18 protein-coding genes are annotated in these 18,534 nt (G+C 67.3%); 9 read left to right on the top strand and 9 right to left on the bottom strand.

Annotated elements, in window-relative coordinates; genetic code table 11:
* Nucleotides 1-4: 4 nt before the first annotated feature.
* A complete protein-coding gene (locus GH664_RS10280) occupies nt 5-277 on the bottom strand; it encodes a CcdB family protein (protein WP_153167982.1) in 273 nt (90 codons plus the stop codon).
* 301 nt (nt 278-578) lie between these two features.
* Between GH664_RS10280 and GH664_RS10275 the strand changes: the two genes are divergently transcribed.
* Nucleotides 579-1,193 (top strand): protocatechuate 3,4-dioxygenase, encoded by a 615-nt coding sequence (locus GH664_RS10275; RefSeq protein ID WP_228111461.1) that lies wholly within the window; start codon nt 579-581, stop codon nt 1,191-1,193.
* 14 nt (nt 1,194-1,207) lie between these two features.
* On the opposite strand, the gene GH664_RS10270 is transcribed toward GH664_RS10275, so the two are convergent.
* The 3 genes from GH664_RS10270 to acnB form a co-directional block, all read right to left on the bottom strand.
* Entirely contained in the window at nt 1,208-1,537 is a 330-nt protein-coding gene (locus GH664_RS10270) for a hypothetical protein (protein ID WP_153167980.1), read from the bottom strand.
* A 50-nt stretch (nt 1,538-1,587) separates the two neighbouring features.
* Entirely contained in the window at nt 1,588-2,469 is an 882-nt protein-coding gene (locus GH664_RS10265) for a hypothetical protein (RefSeq protein ID WP_153167979.1), read from the bottom strand.
* Nucleotides 2,470-2,774: 305 nt separating this feature from the next.
* Nucleotides 2,775-5,384 carry a bifunctional aconitate hydratase 2/2-methylisocitrate dehydratase gene (acnB, locus tag GH664_RS10260; protein ID WP_153167978.1) on the bottom strand — a complete coding sequence of 870 codons (2,610 nt, stop codon included), beginning with the start codon at nt 5,382-5,384 and terminating at the stop codon, nt 2,775-2,777.
* A gap of 273 nt (nt 5,385-5,657) precedes the next feature.
* On the opposite strand from acnB, the gene acnA reads away from it, so the two are divergent.
* From acnA to gstA, 5 genes are all read left to right on the top strand, one after another.
* Nucleotides 5,658-8,357 carry an aconitate hydratase AcnA gene (gene acnA / locus GH664_RS10255; RefSeq protein WP_153167977.1) on the top strand — a complete coding sequence of 900 codons (2,700 nt, stop codon included), beginning with the start codon at nt 5,658-5,660 and terminating at the stop codon, nt 8,355-8,357.
* A gap of 189 nt (nt 8,358-8,546) precedes the next feature.
* The gene (locus tag GH664_RS10250; protein WP_153167976.1) at nt 8,547-8,933 is read left to right on the top strand and encodes a YchJ family protein; all 387 of its coding nucleotides are present in this window, start codon (nt 8,547-8,549) and stop codon (nt 8,931-8,933) included.
* 88 nt (nt 8,934-9,021) lie between these two features.
* Nucleotides 9,022-9,405, top strand: a complete 384-nt coding sequence (locus GH664_RS10245; protein ID WP_153167975.1) for a DUF6394 family protein — start codon at nt 9,022-9,024, stop codon at nt 9,403-9,405.
* Nucleotides 9,406-9,451: 46 nt separating this feature from the next.
* On the top strand, nt 9,452-11,188 hold the full coding sequence (locus tag GH664_RS10240; RefSeq protein ID WP_153167974.1) for a TrkA family potassium uptake protein: 1,737 nt from the start codon (nt 9,452-9,454) through the stop codon (nt 11,186-11,188).
* Between the two features lie 103 nt (nt 11,189-11,291).
* A complete protein-coding gene (gstA, locus tag GH664_RS10235) occupies nt 11,292-11,897 on the top strand; it encodes a glutathione transferase GstA (protein ID WP_153167973.1) in 606 nt (201 codons plus the stop codon).
* 9 nt (nt 11,898-11,906) lie between these two features.
* Here gstA and GH664_RS10230 read toward each other — a convergent pair whose 3' ends face one another.
* On the bottom strand, nt 11,907-12,128 hold the full coding sequence (locus tag GH664_RS10230) for an RNA-binding S4 domain-containing protein (protein WP_153167972.1): 222 nt from the start codon (nt 12,126-12,128) through the stop codon (nt 11,907-11,909).
* A gap of 98 nt (nt 12,129-12,226) precedes the next feature.
* On the opposite strand from GH664_RS10230, the gene GH664_RS10225 reads away from it, so the two are divergent.
* Nucleotides 12,227-13,123 (top strand): DUF4922 domain-containing protein, encoded by an 897-nt coding sequence (locus tag GH664_RS10225; protein WP_153167971.1) that lies wholly within the window; start codon nt 12,227-12,229, stop codon nt 13,121-13,123.
* A gap of 78 nt (nt 13,124-13,201) precedes the next feature.
* Here the strand turns inward: GH664_RS10225 and GH664_RS10220 are convergent, their stop codons facing one another.
* The 3 genes from GH664_RS10220 to GH664_RS10210 form a co-directional block, all read right to left on the bottom strand.
* Nucleotides 13,202-13,978: a YecA family protein gene (locus GH664_RS10220; RefSeq protein WP_153167970.1), complete on the bottom strand. Its 777-nt coding sequence runs from the start codon at nt 13,976-13,978 to the stop codon at nt 13,202-13,204.
* 68 nt (nt 13,979-14,046) lie between these two features.
* Nucleotides 14,047-14,712 (bottom strand): tRNA (guanosine(46)-N(7))-methyltransferase TrmB, encoded by a 666-nt coding sequence (locus GH664_RS10215; protein ID WP_153167969.1) that lies wholly within the window; start codon nt 14,710-14,712, stop codon nt 14,047-14,049.
* On the bottom strand, nt 14,709-15,734 hold the full coding sequence (locus GH664_RS10210) for a tRNA-dihydrouridine synthase (protein WP_228111460.1): 1,026 nt from the start codon (nt 15,732-15,734) through the stop codon (nt 14,709-14,711). The genes GH664_RS10215 and GH664_RS10210 overlap by 4 nt, the downstream gene beginning before the upstream one ends.
* A 164-nt stretch (nt 15,735-15,898) precedes the next feature.
* Here GH664_RS10210 and rpmE point away from each other — a divergent pair, with 164 nt between their 5' ends.
* Both rpmE and GH664_RS10200 read left to right on the top strand, forming a co-directional pair.
* Nucleotides 15,899-16,117 (top strand): 50S ribosomal protein L31, encoded by a 219-nt coding sequence (gene rpmE, locus GH664_RS10205; protein WP_153167968.1) that lies wholly within the window; start codon nt 15,899-15,901, stop codon nt 16,115-16,117.
* A 188-nt stretch (nt 16,118-16,305) separates the two neighbouring features.
* Nucleotides 16,306-17,952 carry a glycosyltransferase family 39 protein gene (locus tag GH664_RS10200; protein WP_153167967.1) on the top strand — a complete coding sequence of 549 codons (1,647 nt, stop codon included), beginning with the start codon at nt 16,306-16,308 and terminating at the stop codon, nt 17,950-17,952.
* A 35-nt stretch (nt 17,953-17,987) separates the two neighbouring features.
* Here the strand turns inward: GH664_RS10200 and orn are convergent, their stop codons facing one another.
* Nucleotides 17,988-18,533, bottom strand: coding sequence for an oligoribonuclease (gene orn, locus GH664_RS10195; protein WP_153167966.1), 546 nt, complete (start codon nt 18,531-18,533; stop codon nt 17,988-17,990).
* Nucleotide 18,534 lies beyond the last annotated feature (1 nt).

The following is an 18,534-nucleotide window of genomic DNA, read 5'->3' as shown; positions in this document are numbered from 1 at the left end:
GACTTCAGAACCCCTGGAACAACATGTCCAGCGCCGTCGTGATCTCAGCTCTGAAGGCGTCGAGTCGCGCAACCGGAGCCTTCAGAAGGCTGCTCGGTACCGCCGGCACGTACTGAGTGGCCATCACCCAAGCGCGGCCGTCGATTTCAAACACGGGATTGAGCCCTCTGGCCGGCTGAAGCGGATCATCGCGCGGCAGCATCGGCACGACGACCCGGGTGTTCAGGTGATTGAGCAGGCCGGGCTCTCGCCTGAACTTGCGGTGACGACGAATCATGATGCAATTATCGTCAAGAAATGACGCGCGGCGATGCGAACTTCATGCCAATTGCGACCTAGTTCTCAAATCCTGTCGCACTGGATCCAACTTGTTTCGATGATTGGGGGGTTGAACTATCTGGCCGAAAGTGAGCGCCGGATAGTTCCCTGTCGTGGGCCGAATGTCTGCAGCGACGATGATCTCTGTCCGCGGAACCGAATGGCACCACGGCAGTCTTTCGCTCATGTACCCGACAAGGCTCGCGATCATGCCCCCGCAATCCAGACTGCGCCGCCGGCTTGTCCTGGGCAGCAGTGCCATGCTGTTGGCAGTTCCGCTCGCCGCGGCGCAGCGCGCACTGACACCGAGCCAGACCGCGGGTCCCTTCTATCCGGTCACGCCACCGCTGCACCAGGACAATGACCTCACTCGGGTCGCAGGCCGCAGCGGTCGTGCGAACGGGCGGATCGCCGACCTGACGGGGCGCGTGCTGAACTTCGATGGCCGACCGCTGGCCGGGCTGCGCGTGGAGATCTGGCAGTGCGATGCCAACGGACGTTACCGGCATCCGCGGGACCGCAGCGATGTCGAGGAAGATCCGAACTTCCAGGGTTTCGGGCACACCATCACCGACGCCGACGGGCGCTACCGTTTCCGCACCATCCGCCCGGTTCCCTACCCCGGCCGCACGCCGCACATCCATGCCGCGGTCTTTCAGGAAGGCGCCCGTCCCTTCGTCACCCAGATCTACGTCGCCGGCGAACCCCTCAACCAGCGCGACGGACTGTTCATGCACGTCCCCGAAGCGCTGCGCCCGCTACTGCTCGCAGACTTCGTTCCGGTGGACGACCCGGTCGCGTCTCTCTCGGCTCAATTCGATTTCGTGCTGTCGCCGGTTCTGGCCGGGCTATTCGTTAGTCCGCACGATGTGTGAAATGTCCGTCAACGTCACAGCCCTTGCCCGACGTACCCGGAACTCGTCACAGGATAAATCGCTACCGATTCACCCGGGTTGGCGGCAATCAGCCGCAAAGTCCACTCGGCGTGCGGTAGCGAGCCTGGGAGGAATCGCTCTATCGCGTCGCCGGTCTCCTTCCAGCCGGGCGAGTCCTCGTTGATCTCGAACGCTCGACCGCCATCGGCAAGGATCAGCAGACAAAGAAAATCTCCAACGTAGATATCGCGCTTGATGGCGTCCAGACGACGCACGTCACGCCAGGCAATCCGTTCGCCGCCGATTCGCAAGCCTTCGGCGTCGGCCGAAACAGCGGGGGACACGGCCCGCCTTCTCCGAACCATAGCGCCCAATCGCTCGAAATAGCGCGTGATCATTCCCATCTGAATGTCGTTACGAAATCGTAGACCGCTTCCCCGGCCACCTTACCCGTCTCGCGGCCGACCCAGCCAACGCCGAGTCCGCCCAGAATGCCACCGACGGCACACAATGCTCCCTCGGTGACCTCACCGACAATCGGCAGGACCAGACTCGGCGACCCCAGGGCCGCCAGGGTGACACAGCCCGCCCAAGCGCCTCCGACGCCGCCCGCGAGGCCGAAGCCCAGGCCCGTGTATTCGGTCGCGGACACGCGGCCACGCTGTTCAGGAGGGGCCTTCATCACGACGAGGGTGGTGACCGTGATGTCCAGCACGAGCAGCGCGGGTCCCGCGACGCGGAACGCCATGCTCAAGCGATTGACGGTAGTGCGGGTCTTGCCCACGCTTTCCAGCACGGCCTCGACGCTACCCTTCTTGTTGAGCAATTCACTGGGCTGCGGCAGTCTGGTGATCGGCTTCAGGATCTCCGAGTACTGCTTGCCGAAAGGGCTCAACGGCTCGCGGAACTCTCGAACCAGCGTATTGCGCGCCTTCACCAGTTCGTCGAATTCCAGCCTGGTGATGTTGCCGCGCTTGAGCAGTTTGTCGGCCTGTGCCTGCAGCACCCGATCGGCTCGATCGTAGGCCGTCCGCCAATAGGAGTCCCAGGCCATTGGCGCCGTCATGTCATCGGTGATCTGGACGGTTTCCCGGAACACCGGGCTGAGCAACACCTGTTGCGTCAGCGAGGAAGGACGAGAACTGGCACACGTGTAGCCGTAATCCATGCCCATCGGGCCTGGCTGGGGAGACAGCTCGCGCACCATGGTTCCGTCATCCAGGTCTCGTGGCTCATCTGAACACCCGACCTGCCCGGGTTTGCGCGAACCAGCCATCTACGACTCTCCGGCTTGGGTAGTCATGAGTGGGTACCCTGCTGAGTATAGGCCGGCAAAGTCGCGATGTTCGCGATATGAGGCTTGGTCTCTGCCCATGATGGCCGGGGAACGCAGCCGGATATGGGCTGCCGGGAAATGCTCGCGGCTTCGGCCGCTCCCACAGGGGCATCGGTGCTTGGGGCGGCGTGAGGCTGCTGCACGAGCCGGCGCCCACAAAAGCAAAACCCCCCGCCATCGCTGACGAGGGGCCTCTCGACCAGGACGGCCTCCCGGTCGTCCCAGCCTTCCAGCTACCTACCGACTCAAACTTCCACCGTATCCGCGACCGAGCGGAATTCCTCGATCTGGTCGAAGTTCATGTAGCGGTAGATGTCGGCGGCCTTCTTGTTGACCACTTCGACCTGCGCCATGTACTCGGCGACCGACGGGATCTTGCCCATCAGCGCGCACACCGCGGCCAGCTCGGCCGAACCCAGATAGACGCGGGTGTCGATGCCGAGGCGGTTCGGGAAGTTGCGCGTCGAGGTCGACATCGCGGTGCTGCCCTTGCGGATCTGCGCCTGGTTGCCCATGCACAGCGAGCATCCCGGCATCTCCATGCGGGCGCCGGACTTGCCGAGCACGCCGTAGTAGCCTTCCTCGTTGAGGATCATCGCGTCCATCTTGGTGGGCGGGGCGATCCACAGGCGGGTCGGGATGTCGGACTTGCCGTCCAGCACCTTGCCCGCGGCGCGGAAGTGGCCGATGTTGGTCATGCACGAGCCGATGAAGACTTCGTCGATCTTGTCGCCGGCGACTTCGGACAGCAGCTTGACGTCGTCCGGGTCGTTCGGGCAGGCGACGATGGGCTCCTTGACGTCGGCCAGGTCGATCTCGATCACGGCGGCGTATTCGGCGTCGGCGTCGCCCTTCAGCAGCGTGCCGTTGGCGATCCAGTCTTCCATGGCCTTGATGCGGCGCTTGAGGGTGCGGGCGTCCTGGTAGCCGTTGGCGATCATCCACTTCATCAGGGTGATGTTCGAGTTCATGTACTCGACGATCGGTTCCTTGTTGAGGTGGACCGTGCAGCCTGCGGCGGAGCGCTCGGCCGAGGCGTCGGTGAGCTCGAAGGCTTGTTCGACCTTCAGATCCGGCAGGCCTTCGATCTCGAGGATGCGGCCGGAGAAGATGTTCTTCTTGCCCTTCTTCTCGACGGTCAGCAGACCCTGGCGGATGGCGTACAGCGGGATGGCGTTGACCAGGTCACGCAGGGTGACGCCCGGCTGCATCGTGCCCTTGAAGCGCACCAGCACCGATTCCGGCATGTCGAGCGGCATCACGCCGGTCGCCGCGGCGAAGGCGACGAGGCCGGAGCCGGCCGGGAAGGAGATGCCGATCGGGAAGCGGGTGTGGCTGTCGCCGCCGGTGCCGACGGTGTCCGGCAGCAGCAGGCGGTTGAGCCAGGAGTGGATCACGCCGTCGCCCGGACGCAGCGCGACGCCGCCGCGGGTGCTGATGAAGCTCGGCAGCTCGCGGTGCATCTTGACGTCGACCAGCTTCGGGTAGGCGGCGGTGTGGCAGAAGGACTGCATCACCAGGTCGGCGGAGAAGCCGAGGCAGGCGAGGTCCTTCAGTTCGTCGCGGGTCATCGGGCCGGTGGTGTCCTGCGAGCCGACGGTGGTCATCCTGGGTTCGCAGTAGGTGCCCGGGCGGATGCCCTGCTGATTGCCGCCAATGAGGGGCAGGCCGCAGGCGCGGCCGACCATCTTCTGCGCCAGCGAGAATCCCTTGCCTGTGTCGGCGGGGGCCTGCGGCAGGCGGAACAGGGTCGAGGGCGGCAGGCCCAGCGCTTCGCGCGCCTTGGCAGTGAGGCCACGACCGATGATCAGCGGGATGCGGCCACCGGCGCGCACTTCGTCGAGAATCACCAGGGTCTTCAACTGCGATTCGGCGATCACGGCGCCGTTCTTGAGCGCGGTGACCTTGCCGGTCTGGGCATCGACCTTGAGCTCGATCTCGTCGCCCATGTCCATCTGGCCGGCGTCGATCTCGATCGGCAGCGCGCCGGCGTCTTCCATGGTATTGAAGAAGATCGGGGCGATCTTGGAGCCCAGGCACACGCCGCCGAAGCGCTTGTTCGGGACGAAGGGGATGTCCTCGCCGGTGAACCACAGCACCGAGTTGGTGGCGGACTTGCGCGAGGAACCGGTGCCGACCACGTCACCGACGTAGGCGACGAGGTTGCCCTTGGCACGCAGCTCTTCGAGGAACTTGACCGGGCCACGCACGCCCGCTTCTTCCGGGGTGATGCCCGGACGCGGGTTCTTGAGCATGGCCAGCGCGTGCAGCGGGATGTCGGGGCGCGACCAGGCGTCCGGCGCCGGCGACAGGTCGTCGGTGTTGGTTTCACCGGTGACCTTGAAGACGGTGAGCTTCTGCGAGGCGGGGACTTCCGGGCGGCTGGTGAACCACTCCGCATCGGCCCACGACTGCATGACGGCTTTGGCGTTGCCGTTGCCGGCGGCGGCCAGCTCCTTGACGTCGTGGAAGTAGTCGAACATCAGAAGGGTCTTCTTCAGGCCCTCGGCCGCGACCGCGCCCACTTCCGCATCGCCCAGCAGGTCGATCATCGGCTTGATGTTGAAGCCGCCCAGCATGGTGCCGAGCAGTTCGGTCGCCTTGGCGCGCGACACCAGGGCACAGGTTTCCTCGCCCTTGGCGACCTTGGCGAGGAACTCGGCCTTGACCTTGGCGGCGTCGTCAACGCCGGCCGGCACGCGGTAGGTGAGCAGTTCGACGAGGAAGGCCTCCTCGCCGGCGGGGGGATTCTTCAGCAGTGCGACCAGTTCGGCGGCCTGCTGCTTCGAAAGGGGCAGCGGCGGGATTCCGAGGGCGGCACGTTCGGCGACATGGGCACGGTAGGCTTCAAGCACGGCGACTTCCTCACTTTTCGTGGCGGTGATCAGGGCTCCGAACGGGGATCGCCCGAACGGGACGGAACAGATTATATGTCTTTTATAAGACTTGCGGTGCAGTGCAGCACAAAAGTCCGGAACGAAACCGGAAACTGTCGCATTCGACAGTGCCGCATTCTACTCCCCGCGACGGACGCCGGTACTCGCCGGCCATGCCATCGGGAACATCGCCCCCGCCGATCAGTCGCATGTAGGTCCGTCCCCGAAAAACTCGCGACAAGGAGGCCCACGATGCCGCACAACCTGTTCGATAGCCTGCAAACCTTCACCACCGCCGACGGCCACGGTGGCCGCTATTACTCGCTGCAGGCGCTGGAGGCTGCCGGGCTGGGGACCATTTCCCGCCTGCCGGTGTCGATCCGCATCGTGCTCGAAGCGGTGCTGCGCCACTGCGACGGCCGCAAGGTGACCGAAACCCACGTACGCGACCTTGCCGGCTGGCAACCGAATGCCCCGCGCAGCGCCGAGATCCCCTTCGTCGTCGCCCGCGTCGTGCTGCAGGACTTCACCGGCGTGCCGCTGCTCGCCGACCTCGCCGCGATGCGCAACGTGGCGGTGGAACAGGGGCGCGACGCGAAGCTGATCGAGCCGCTGGTGCCGGTCGACCTCGTCGTCGACCATTCCGTGCAGGTCGACCACTACGGCACGCCGCTCGCGCTGCGGCAGAACATGGAGCTCGAGTTCGAGCGCAACCGCGAGCGCTACCAGTTCATGAAGTGGGGCATGCAGGCCTTCGACTCCTTCCGCGTGGTGCCGCCGGGCATCGGCATCGTGCACCAGGTGAACCTGGAATACCTTTTCCGCGGCGTGCGCCACGACGGCGAGCTGTACTACCCCGACACCCTGGTCGGCACCGATTCGCACACGACGATGATCAACGGCGTCGGCGTGGTCGGCTGGGGCGTCGGCGGCATCGAGGCCGAGGCCGGCATGCTCGGCCAGCCGGTGTATTTCCTGACGCCGGACGTGGTCGGCGTCGAGCTGCAAGGCAAACTGCCGGAAGGCGCCACCGCCACCGACCTGGTGCTGACCGTCACCGAAATGCTGCGCAAGGCCAAGGTGGTGGGCGCCTTCGTCGAGTTCTTCGGCGAAGGCGCCGCCAGCCTGTCGGTGACCGACCGCGCCACCATCGCCAACATGGCACCTGAGTATGGCGCGACGATGGGGTTCTTTCCGGTGGACGAGAAGACCGTCGCCTACATGCGCGACACCGGCCGCAGCGACGAGGAATGCGCGCTGCTCGAGGCCTACTTCCGCGCTCAGGAGCTGTTCGGCGTGCCGCGCGCCGGCGACATCGACTACAGCCGCACGCTGACGCTGGACCTCGCCACCATCGTGCCGTCGCTGGCCGGCCCGAAGCGGCCGCAGGACCGCATCGCACTGCCGGCGATGCGCAGCGAGTTCGAGCGCCAGTTCTCCACCCCGGTCGCCGAGAACGGTTTCGGCCGCCCGGCCGGGCAGCTCAACGACCGCTACGCCAGCGGCCGCGAGGGCGTCGAGCTCGGCCACGGCGACGTGCTGATCGCCGCCATCACCTCATGCACCAACACCAGCAACCCGGCAGTGCTGATCGCCGCCGGCCTGCTGGCGAAGAAGGCGGTCGAGCGCGGCCTGACGGTGGCCCCGCACATCAAGACCTCGCTTGCCCCGGGCTCGCGGGTGGTGACCGACTACCTGCAGAAGGCCGGCCTGCTCGAGCCGCTGGCGAAGCTCGGCTTCGCGCTCGCCGGCTACGGCTGCACCACCTGCATCGGCAACGCCGGCGACCTTGCGCCCGAATTCAACGCGACAATCGTGGACCACGACCTGGTGGTGGCCGCAGTACTGTCGGGCAACCGCAACTTCGAGGCCCGCATCCACCCCAACATCCGCGCCAACTTCCTGGCCTCGCCGCCGCTGGTGGTGGCCTTCGCGCTCGCCGGCCGCGCCAGCATCGACCTCACGAGCGAGCCGCTCGGCACGGGCGCCGATGGCCGCCCGGTGTTTTTGCGCGAGCTGTGGCCCGCGTCCGACGAGATCGCCGCAGTGATGCCGTTTGCCACCGACCCGGCGACCTACCGCCGGCTGTACGCCGACTTCACCCGCGACCATGACCTGTGGAATGCGATTCCCGCGCCCGCAGGCCAGGTGTACGACTGGCCGGAATCCACCTACATCGCCCGTCCGCCCTTCTTCGACGGCTTCACGATGCAACCCGGCGACGTTGCCGACATCCGCGGCGCGAGGGCGCTGCTGCTGCTCGGCGACTCGGTGACCACCGACCACATCTCGCCGGCCGGCTCCTTCCGCGAGACCACGCCGGCCGGCCGCTGGCTGAGCGAGCGCGGCATCGCGCGCCAGGATTTCAACTCCTACGGCTCGCGCCGCGGCCACCACGACGTGATGGTGCGCGGCACCTTCGCCAACGTGCGGCTGAAGAACCTGATGCTGCCGCCCAATCCCGACGGCAGCCGGGTGGAAGGTGGCTACACGCTGCTCGACGGCGTGCAGACCTCGGTGTTCGAGGCCGCCACCGCCCACATGGCGCGCGGTACACCGACGCTGGTGTTCGCCGGCGAGGAATACGGCACCGGCTCGTCGCGCGACTGGGCGGCGAAAGGCACCGCGCTGCTGGGGGTCAAGGCGGTGATCGCGAAGAGCTTCGAGCGCATCCACCGCTCCAACCTGGTCGGCATGGGGGTATTGCCGCTGCAGTTCAAGACCGGCGACGGCTGGCAGGAACTGGGCCTGACCGGCGGCGAGCAGTTCGATCTCGACGGCATCGCAGCCGGGCTGAAGCCTCAGCAAGACCTCATGCTGCGCATCCGGCGCGCCGACGGCGCCAGTCAGACCGTGCCCTTGCTGTGCCGCATCGATACCCCGATCGAGATCGAGTACTACCGCCACGGCGGCATCCTCAGCTACGTGCTGCGCGAGATCCTCGCCCGGTGAGCGCGCTGGGCCGGCCGGGCCGACAGTCCCGGTCGCTGCCCTTGGTGTTGCCGCCGGCTGTGTGCGCAGGCACCATGCCGGCGGCGCGGCCTGTGAACGCCCCCAGGAAACGTCTTCGGCGGTTTCACCCCTCGAGGGGACCAGAGCAATCCTGGGGCGGCCCGGCGTTTCCTTTGGAGGCCGATTCGCATGAAGGCTGTTCCCTGCCCCTGCGGTTCCGGCCGCCCCTTCGCCGTCTGCTGCGCACCCGCGCTCAGCGGACAGCGTCCTGCGCCCAATGCCGAGTCGCTGATGCGCTCGCGCTACGTCGCGTACAGCCTCGCCGATGCCGCCTACCTGCTCGCCACCTGGCACGCCCGCAGCCGCCCGGCGACGCTCGATCTGGACGCGCAGCCGCGGCCTAAATGGATCGGCCTCGCGATTCGTGCGCACCGGCAGGTGGATGAAGATCACGCCGAAGTCGAATTCGTCGCCCGCTTCCGGGTCGGCGGACGGGCGCAGCGGCTGCATGAGACGAGCCGCTTCGTGCGCGAGGATGGCCGCTGGTACTACGTCGACGGCGACATCCAAGATTGACGCCGCTCAGCACCGCGGCCGTCGTGCGCGCCTATAATCCGTTACGCACCACGCATCGGATCGGACACCCTGCGGGACGAGAACAATCATGAACCTCGAGAAGGTCGTCTTCGGTTTCTTCATCGTGCTGGCCGCGACGCTCAACTTCGGCTTCTTCGTCGGCGAACTCGACAACCCGACGCACCACGACATCTATGAACTGTTCGCGGCGCTGGTCGTCAGCCTGGTGGCGACGGTGCTCAAGTTCGGCGACCGCACACAGATTGGCGCGGTGCATCTATCGACCAGCCTCGTCGCCGACCTGCAGCTCTTCGCCGCGGCCATGATCTGGGGTTACGCCGCCCACGTGTCGCCCGACGGCGTCACCCCCGAGATGGTCGCGCGCATCGTGTCGATGTCGGGCGGCGCGCTGTTCGCCAACGTGGTGTCGGTGATCATCCTCATTTCTGAAACCATCATGCAGCGCCGCTGAAGGCGCGCATGCGCAGCCCGGCGACCGGCGCCCAGGCGTGACGACGATGAATCCGCTGCCGCGGCACCAGAGCATCTTCTTCCTGATCCTGCGGCGCATGCGCGCGCCGCTGATCCTGCTCATCGTGATCATGGCAGTGTCGGTGCTGGGCCTCACTCTGGCGCCAGGCGTCGATGCGGAAGGCAAGGTTCAGTACCTGAGCTTCTTCCATGCCTTCTACTTCATCAGCTACACCGCCACCACGATTGGTTTCGGCGAGATTCCCTACGCCTTCTCCGACCAGCAGCGGCTGTGGGTGACGATCTGCATTTACCTGTCGGTGATCGGCTGGGCGTACACGCTGGGCAGCGTGTTCTCACTGCTGTCCGACCGCAACCTGCAGCAGGCCTTCGCCATCCAGCGCTTCTCGCGCGCGGTGCGGCGGCTGCGCGAGCCCTTCTACCTCGTCTGCGGCTACGGTGAGACCGGACGCCTCGTGTGCGACGCGCTGGACCGCCTGCGCCACCGCGCGGTGGTGATCGAGCTGGACGAATCGAAGGTGGGCGAGATCGAGCTGCAAGGCTATGCGGCCGACGTGCCGGCGATCGACGCCGACGCGCGCAACCCCGAGATCCTCAAGTTTGCCGGGCTGACGCATCCGCACTGCGTGGGCGTGATCGCGCTCACCAACGACGACGCGAGCAACCTGGCGGTGGCGATCGCCGCACGCCTGCTCGCGCCGAAGATTCCGGTGCTGTGCCGCGCGCAGGGCATCGAGACGGCGACGACGATGGCCGCGTTCGGTACGCGCCACGTCATCAATCCGTTCCAGGAGTTCGCCGAGATGCTCGCGCTGGCGCTGCACGCGCCGGCCGCATGGCAGCTTACCAACTGGCTCACCGGCCTGCCGGGCACCACCGTCGAGCGCTACCGCAACCCACCGCGGGGGGCCTGGATCCTGTGCGGGCACGGCCGCTTCGGGCAGCAGATGGTGAGCGCGATGGACGCCGAGGACGTGCCGGTGACCATCGTCGATCGCGACCTGCCCGACGACCTCGACCACCGCTGGGTGCATGGCGAGGGAACGAACCCGGACGCACTGCGCCAGGCCGGCGTAATGACGGCCGCGGGCATCATCGCGGCGACGCGCTCGGACATCGACAACCTGTCGATCGCGGTGGCGGCGCGCGAGCTCAACCCTTCACTGTTCGTGATCCTGCGCCAGAACCAGTATGCCAACCGGGCCCTCTTCGAGGCCTACGACGCCGACATCAACGTGGTGCCAAGCGAGATCATCGGCCACGAGTGCCTGGCGATCCTCAGCACCCCGCTGCTCGTGCCCTTCCTGAACGAGCTGCGGCGCACCGACCCGGCCTGGTGCTCCGGGCTGTTCGAGCACCTGACGAGCCGCCTCGGCTGGGAAGTGCCGGAGGTATGGAGCACGCGCATCAACCTCGCCACCGCACCCGCCCTCTACCGCCGCCTGATGCGGGGCGAGGACATCACGCTGGTGGCGCTGCTGCGCTCGCCGGAAGACCGTGCGGAGCGACTGGAATGCGAAGTGCTGTACCTGGACCGCGATTCCGACGACCACCGCATGGCGCCCGATGCCGACACCGCGCTTCGTGCGGGCGACGAGATCCTGCTGGTCGGCAAGCGGGGCAGCCGCAACAGCTTCATGCTTGCCATCGCCAACGAACATGCGCTCAACTACGTGCTCACCGGCACGGACCTGCCGGGCGGCTGGATCTGGGAGCGGCTGTCGGGGGCAAGGAAGGCAGCGGCAACGCCCGATCTGCCCTGATGCCCACCGACCCGCAGCGGCACGCCGATGGCGAACGAAGTTCCACACACCGGGTCCGACCACGGGCCTGACACTGCAGCAACCACCCCAAGGAGACCCTTGCATGAAGCTCTATTACAGCCCGGGCGCCTGCTCGCTGTCGCCGCACATCGTCCTGCGTGAGGCGGGCGCCGATTTCACCCTCGTGCGCGTCGACCTCAAGGCCAAGAAGCTGGAGGACGGCAGCGACTACCTGGCGGTCAACCCCAAGGGCTACGTGCCTGCACTGCAGCTCGACAACGGCGAACTGCTGACCGAAGGACCCGCCATCATCCAGTACATCGCGGACCAGCACCCTGCGGCCGGCCTCGCGCCTGCGCCGGGCACGCTGGATCGCGCGCGGCTGCAGGAATGGCTGAACATGATCGCGACCGAGTTGCACAAGTCGTTCACGCCAATGTTCCGCGGCGCCGGCGACGAGTGGAAGAACGCCGCGTTGGACAACATCCGGCGGCGCTTCGACTTCGTCGCGCAGCGCCTGACGACGCATCCCTTCCTGATGGGCGAGCGCTTCAGCGTGGCCGACGCTTACCTCTTCACCGTGCTGAGCTGGACCGGCTTCGTGAAGATCGACATGTCGCCGTGGCCGGCGCTGCAGGCTTTCTCGCAGCGCGTGGGCGAACGCCCGGCGGTGCAGGCCGCGCTGCGCGCCGAAGGCTTGCTGAAGTGAGAGGGACAGTCAGTCGTCGGCAGCCACCAGCACGATCTGCTGGCCGTCGAAGCTGACCCTCTGCCCAGGCCGGAGCTTGGCGCGCTTGCGTTGCTCCGGCTTGCCGTCCACCTTCACCTGGCCGGCCTCGACGGCCAGGTGCGCCTCGCCGCCGGAGGTGACGAGATTTGCGGCCTTGAGCAGTTGATCGAGCTGGATGTGGTCGCCGCGTACGGCGAAGGTGATGGGCATGATATGTCTCGTGGTGAATGGATGAATCGGACCCAGCCATCAAGCCCGGCTCGCGTCCCGTGTCAGAATCCTGCCATTGTCCTTCGACCATCGCTCCAATGACCAGCACGACCAGCAGCACGATCCTCGAACGCAGCGCCTTCGTCACACGCAAGGCCCTGGAGTCTGGCGCCCTGTTGCCGATCCGTACCAACCAGACGACGCTCGAGGAGCGCGGCCTGCGCTTCTCGGTGCGCTGGGTGTCGTCGCTGGCGCTGAAGGATCAGGCCCGCGTCGCCACGGTGAGCCGGCGCAACCCCGACTTCAACCCCTTCCTGCCGCCCGAGCCGGACCTGACGGTGGACGCGCTGGGCGACGCACACCTGCTGGTGCTGAACAAGTTCCCGGTGATCGACCATCACCTGCTGATCGTCACCCGCGCCTGGGAAGCACAATCGGCCCCGCTGACGCTGGCGGATTTCACCGCGCTGGCCGCCGTCGTCGGCCCCCATGGCGGCCTCGGCTTCTACAACGGCGGCACCGAGGCCGGCGCAAGCCAGCCGCACAAGCACCTGCAGTGGGTCCCGCACCTGCAGGACGACGGATCGCCACCGCGGCTGGACGCCCCCGGCGGCCTCGCCGCCGGCCTGCCGGCGAGCCTGCCGGGAAAGCCGATCGCCAATCCGGCACTCCCCTGGCGGCACGCCTTCGTCGCACTCGACACGGCCGCGTGGCCGCAGCCCGATCAGGCCGGCGTGATGCTGCAGCAGGCCTTTGCCGCAGCCTGGCAGGCGACGGACCTGCCGCCTCAGCGCGAGCCGATGGCGCCCTACAACCTGCTGGTGACCCGCGACTGGCTGCTGCTGGTGCCGCGCCGCTGCGAGAAGTGGCGGCATGTATCGGTCAATTCGCTGGCGTATGCCGGCTCGCTGTTCGCCCGCACGCCGCAGCAGATCGAGGAATTGCGCGAGGCCGGGCCGCTCGCGGTACTGTCTGCGGTCGGCCTGCCGGCCTGAACGACGCCATCGCGATGATCGGCGCTGCGCTCTGCTCGTTCGGCCTGCAGCCCCTGCTGACTCACGCCGCCGCAGGCATCAGAACTTGTCCGCGCCGCAGCACTTCTTGTACTTCTTGCCGCTGCCACACGGGCAGGGGTCGTTACGGCCCGGGCCGCTGCGCGCCACCTGCGGCAGCTCGATCGCCACGGGTTGCGGCGCGGGCAGTCCGACATCGCGCCAGTGCGCGAAGATGTCGTTGACACCCTCGCCGACGGCGGCGAGCCAGCCCAGACGAGTCTCGTCGTCGGCATCGCCGTCGGCCAGCGACGGAGCGTTCTCGTCGGCATCCTCATCGCCACCGCCCGGCCGCCACGGGGCCAGCACTTCATCCAGCGTGGACTGCACTGCCTCGATCGTGTCTTCCGACAAGCCCTGCTCCCAGTCCTGCGGCCACAGCTCCAGGCCCTGGGCGAAACCTTCGATCCACTCGTCGCCGAGCTTGAGCGTGTCGCCGTCGGCAATGGCGAAGCAGAACGGCTCCCAGCAGGCCTCTTCGTCCTCGTCGAGGCCGAGGGTGGTCGCCATCTCGTTGTAGTAGGACAGCACCAGCCGGATCGCGCGCTGCACGCCGCTGCCCGAGCCGAAGCTGACACCGTCCTCGTGCGCCGACCACACCCCCGGCAGCCAGCGATCGACGGCGATGACGCGCGGCGACAGCAGCACGCCGGCGAGGAAGCCGTCGAGCATCTCGAGATCCATGCAGTCCTCGGGCACGACGTCGGAAGTGAGGATTTCCTCCAGCGCCTCGAAAGCCTCGTCGCTCATCAGATGGGGGTTGTCGGCAGGGTTGTCCGCGGCGGGGGTGTCGCTCATGTTCGATCTCCGGAAATGGGGTGCAGCGTGGCCGATCGGCCGCGCCGGGGCAAGCGATATTTCGGTGTCTAGAGGTCCACCACGAGTCGATACAAGGTCTGCCCGGAATCGCGGTACTTGCGTTCGAAGGGCGTCAGCGGGGCGGGCGCCTCGAAGGCCTCCCACGGCACCTCCCGGCCCAGTGCCAGCGTCAGCGCCATGGCCATCTCTTCAATATAGACGAGCCAGTTGCTGCGGCACTCCAGCCGCCCGCCCAGCCGGGGAATCCAGGGGAAGACCGGGTGCGCGTGCCAGCGCCGCGCCAGGTGGCCGATCTTCGGCCAGGGGTTGGGATACAGGATGTAGTGCTGCGCCAGGCGCAGGCCGGCGTCGTGCATCAGGCGCCAGTAATCCACCAGGTCAGCGCGCACGAAGACCATGTTCTTCGGCAGCAGCGCCTCGGGGTAAGGCTTGCGCCGCTGCAGGCGGTCTTCGGACTGGTCCACGCCGATCACCCAGTGATCCGGGTTCGCGCGCGCGATCTGGATCGTGCTGTGGCCGACGCCACAGCCGGCATCCAGGATCAGCGGCGCACGGCCGTCCCAGCCCGCGAGGCTGGCCTCGAAGGCGCTTCGGTTGTAATCGGCGTATGGCTTGCGGAACGGCTCGGCGAGGTGCCGCACGACGACGCGCGCAAGGTTCTCATGCACGCCCTGCTGCGCGCTGTCGGGGATGCGCGAATTCGCGTAGCTCATGCTGCCCTCCGCAACATCGGTTGAAGGCGCGCGTACGGTGTCGCCACTTGGATTCCTGCGGTGGCGATGCCGGTGGCGGCGAACACGCAATCAATCTCGACGATCGTCTTCAGGCTGCGTATCTGCTGGAACAGGCGCTCGGCCTGAATGTAATTGCGCCGCAACAGGTTCAGCCACTGCTTGATGCGGCCCGGCGCATGGCGCGGCTCCACCTTGCGCAGCACGCGCTGGCGGAAATCGCCGAGCATGACGCGCAGCTCCTCCCATTCGCCGGCGCGCATTTCGGCGTCCGGCGCCTCGAACTGCCCGGCACGCAGCCGACGCGCGAGGAAGGGGTCGGCCACTGCACCGCGGCCGAGCATGACGTCGCCAACGCCGGATTCGGCGCGACAACGCTGCCAGTCGTGGGCGTTCCAGACCTCGCCATTGGCCACCACCGGCACGTTCACCGCCTCGGCGACGCGGCCGACCCAGGGCCAGTGCGCCGGCGGGCGATAACCATCGAGCTTGGTGCGCGCATGGATGACTATGCCCGCCACACCGCCGTCGGCGAGCGCCTGCGCGCACTCCACCGCGCGCCCGGCATCGCGCACGCCGAGCCGCATCTTCGCCGTCACCGGCACCTCTGCCGGCGTCGCCTGGCACACCGCGCGCACGATCGCATGCACCAGCTCCGGTTCGTCGAGCAGCACCGCGCCGCCGCGGTGGCGATTGACCGTCGGCGCCGGACAGCCGAAGTTGAGATCGATGCCCGCGGGCGCCAGCCTCGCGAGCTGCGCCGCGTTGTCGGCCATGCAGGCCGGATCGGAGCCGAGCAACTGCACCCGCACCGGCGTGCCGCCCGCGGTGCGGCTGCCGTTGTCCAGTTCCGGCGCGATGCGGCGGAAAAAGCGCTCCGGCAGCAGGGTGCCGGAGACACGCGCGAACTCGGTGACGGCGTAGTCATAGCCGCCGCAAGGCGTGATCACCGCGCGCAGCACGTCGTCCAGCAGCCCTTCCATCGGTGCCAGCAGCAGATGCACGCCCGATCACTCCCGCCCGCCACGCCGGGCATGTCCGAAAGCGCGCGATTGTAGTCGAGTTGAGCGGCTGCCGGGCTTGCCTAGATTCGCCAGTGCGCGGATAATCTCGAATTCTTCAAATCAGGGCGGTCACACCCGCCGCCCGCTTGCGCCAGGAAAGAATCATGAAAGCGGACACTCATCCCAAGTACAACGAAGTCAACGTGACCTGCTCGTGCGGCAACACCTTCGTCACCCGTTCGACGATCAGCAAGACCGACCTGCACGTCGAAGTGTGCGCCGCCTGCCACCCGTTCTACACCGGCAAGCAGAAGATCGTCGACACCGCCGGCCGCGTCGAGCGCTTCCGCCAGAAATACGGCAACGTCCAGCGCCTGGGCTGATCCGCCCGACATCGCAAGTGGCGCCGCTGGCGCCCTCACGAAAAGGCAGCCGTGGCTGCCTTTTTTGTTGCCCTGCGCCGACAGCCTCCGACAGCCCGTTAGGCTGGAAACCCCGCAGGCCTTAGAATCTGGCCCCTGGACCCTTGCCCTGGGCGCCGCAACCCGGAAAACACCAAGCCTCTCCCCGCATGATCAGCGACTCACGACCGACCTCCCTGCTGCAGCGCCGGATCTACGGCACCCTGGGCATCACCCTGCTGGTCGGCCTCTACCTGATCGTCGGTCTCACTGGCCACGACCCCTGGCGCGGGGACGATGCGCGCTATTTCGGCCCGGTGTGGTCGATGCTGCGCGGCGAGGGCCTACTCTTCCCGCAGCTTGCCGGCGAGCCCTTCGCCGACTACCCGCCGCTGTATTACTGGCTGGCTGTGCTCACCGCCTGGGCCACCTCCCCTTTCCTGGCGCCGCATGACGGCGCGCGACTGGCGACGGCGATCTTTACCGCTATCGCCGTCTATTGCATCGCCCGTGCCGCCGAAGTCCTGTACGGCCGGCCGGCGCGCACCCCCGCCGCGATGTTGACGCTGGGCTCGCTGGGCCTCGTGCTGCACGCGCATGAGACGCAGCCGCTGGTTGCGGTGGTCGCCATGCTCGCAGTGACGCTGCGCGGCCTTGCGCGCGTGCCGCAGCAGCCTGTCGTCGGCAGCATCACCGCGGGAGTGGGCAGCGCGCTGGCCATCCTCGCGGGTGGCTTGCAGGGCGCGCTGCTGACGCTGCCCCTGTTTCCGCTGGTGATGACGATCAGCCGCGACTGCCACACCCCGCACGCCAGCGGCGGCCTGCTGCTGGGCCTGTCGATCGCGCTCGGGGCCGGCGCACTCTGGCCGCTCGCCATCCTGCTGCAGCAGCCTGAAGCATTCGCCTTGTGGCTGAATGCGAGCTGGCGCGACATCTCGTCCGGCCCGCTGGGTCCTTCGGATGCGGTGCGCGTGGTCGAACTGCTGAGCTGGTTCACCTGGCCCTTGTGGCCAATCGCGCTGTGGGCCCTGTGGCGGGGACGCCGCAATCTCGGCGCGCTACCGCTGCTGTTGCCGCTGCTGTCCAGTGCGATCGCCTTTGCCTGGCTGCTGGTCGATGGCGAGCTCGCGCAGGTTGCTGCGCTGCCGCTGCTGCCGGGGCTTGCGCTGCTGGCCGCCGGCGGCGTGCCCACGCTGAGGCGCGGCGCGGCGAACGCCTTCGACTGGTTCGGCCTGATGACCTTCGGCGTGTTCGGGCTGCTGATCTGGCTGGCATGGACGGCACAGGCCTATGCCTGGCCGCCCGGTCTTGCGCGGCATGTCAGCCGCGTGGCACCCAATTTCGTGCTGCATGGCGGCGCCACGCAACTGGTGCTCGGCCTCTTGATCAGCGGACTCTGGCTGCTGCTGGTGTGGCGGCTGCCGCGCACGGCGTCGCGCAGCCCGTCGAACTGGGCGATGGGCATGACCATGCTGTGGTGCCTGGCGGTGAGCCTGCTGATGCCGTGGTTCGACCACGACCGCAGCTACCGCCGGGTGATGAAGTCCCTCGAGCAGGCGGTTGCCGGCGAAGTCGTCGACTGCATCGCCACCACTGGCCTGCCCGATGCCTTGCGCAGCTCGCTGGATTACTTTGCCGGCATCCGCACGGTGCGGGTGCAGGACGACGCCACGCCGTGCTCCCTGCTGCTCGTCTACGAGAACCGCCGCATCGACACTCCGGAGCTGGCACCCGAGTGGCACATCATCTGGGATCACCGCCGCGGCGGCGGCCGGCAGCAGGAGTCGTTCGCGCTGTACAAGCGCACGCCGACCTGAGGCCCGCGCACGCGCGCCGGCCCGGCCGCCCGGCCTTAGAGGCGCAGGAAGTTGTCGCGGTAATGCCGCAGCTCGCCGATCGACTCCTGGATGTCCGACAGCGCGGTGTGGGCGCCCTTCTTCGACACGCCGCCATAGACCTCCGGCCGCCAGCGCTTGGCCAGCTCCTTCAGCGTGGAGACGTCCAGGTTGCGGTAATGGAACCAGTCCTCGAACTTCGGCATGTAGCGGGCCAGAAAGCGCCGGTCCTGGCACACCGAGTTGCCGCACATCGGCGAGCTGCGCGCCGGCACCCACTCCTGCAGGAAGGCAAGCATCTGCGCCTCGGCCTCGGCCTCGCTCACGGTCGAAGCGCGCACGCGGTCGATGAGCCCCGACTTGCCATGCGTATTCTTGTTCCAGTCGTCCATCGCGTCGAGCACCGCGTCGGGCTGATGCACGACGATGACCGGCGCCTCGGCCACGGTTTCGAGCTGCTCGTTGGTGATGACGACGGCGATCTCGATGATGCGATCGCGGTCGGGTTCGAGGCCGGTCATCTCCATGTCCAGCCATATCAGGTGTTTGGGGTCCTGTGCCATA

This window comes from Thauera sp. 2A1 (genome assembly GCF_009469595.2).
Taxonomy (GTDB): Bacteria; Pseudomonadota; Gammaproteobacteria; order Burkholderiales; family Rhodocyclaceae; genus Thauera.
Note: the sequence above shows the minus strand (reverse complement) of the source record. Positions and strands in the feature narration are given on the sequence as shown.

Bases quoted from the DNA above. Each gene is read 5' to 3' on its own strand.
- GH664_RS10240 (WP_153167974.1), top strand. From the start codon at position 9,452: ATGAATCCGCTGCCGCGGCACCAGAGCATCTTCTTCCTGATCCTGCGG.
- GH664_RS10245 (WP_153167975.1), top strand. From the start codon at position 9,022: ATGAACCTCGAGAAGGTCGTCTTCGGTTTCTTCATCGTGCTGGCCGCG.
- GH664_RS10200 (WP_153167967.1), top strand. From the start codon at position 16,306: ATGATCAGCGACTCACGACCGACCTCCCTGCTGCAGCGCCGGATCTAC.
- GH664_RS10215 (WP_153167969.1), bottom strand. From the start codon at position 14,712: ATGAGCTACGCGAATTCGCGCATCCCCGACAGCGCGCAGCAGGGCGTG.
- rpmE (WP_153167968.1), top strand. From the start codon at position 15,899: ATGAAAGCGGACACTCATCCCAAGTACAACGAAGTCAACGTGACCTGC.
- GH664_RS10220 (WP_153167970.1), bottom strand. From the start codon at position 13,978: ATGAGCGACACCCCCGCCGCGGACAACCCTGCCGACAACCCCCATCTG.
- GH664_RS10230 (WP_153167972.1), bottom strand. From the start codon at position 12,128: ATGCCCATCACCTTCGCCGTACGCGGCGACCACATCCAGCTCGATCAA.
- gstA (WP_153167973.1), top strand. From the start codon at position 11,292: ATGAAGCTCTATTACAGCCCGGGCGCCTGCTCGCTGTCGCCGCACATC.
- GH664_RS10250 (WP_153167976.1), top strand. From the start codon at position 8,547: ATGAAGGCTGTTCCCTGCCCCTGCGGTTCCGGCCGCCCCTTCGCCGTC.
- acnA (WP_153167977.1), top strand. From the start codon at position 5,658: ATGCCGCACAACCTGTTCGATAGCCTGCAAACCTTCACCACCGCCGAC.
- GH664_RS10275 (WP_228111461.1), top strand. From the start codon at position 579: ATGCTGTTGGCAGTTCCGCTCGCCGCGGCGCAGCGCGCACTGACACCG.
- GH664_RS10280 (WP_153167982.1), bottom strand. From the start codon at position 277: ATGATTCGTCGTCACCGCAAGTTCAGGCGAGAGCCCGGCCTGCTCAAT.
- GH664_RS10225 (WP_153167971.1), top strand. From the start codon at position 12,227: ATGACCAGCACGACCAGCAGCACGATCCTCGAACGCAGCGCCTTCGTC.
- orn (WP_153167966.1), bottom strand. From the start codon at position 18,533: ATGGCACAGGACCCCAAACACCTGATATGGCTGGACATGGAGATGACC.
- GH664_RS10265 (WP_153167979.1), bottom strand. From the start codon at position 2,469: ATGGCTGGTTCGCGCAAACCCGGGCAGGTCGGGTGTTCAGATGAGCCA.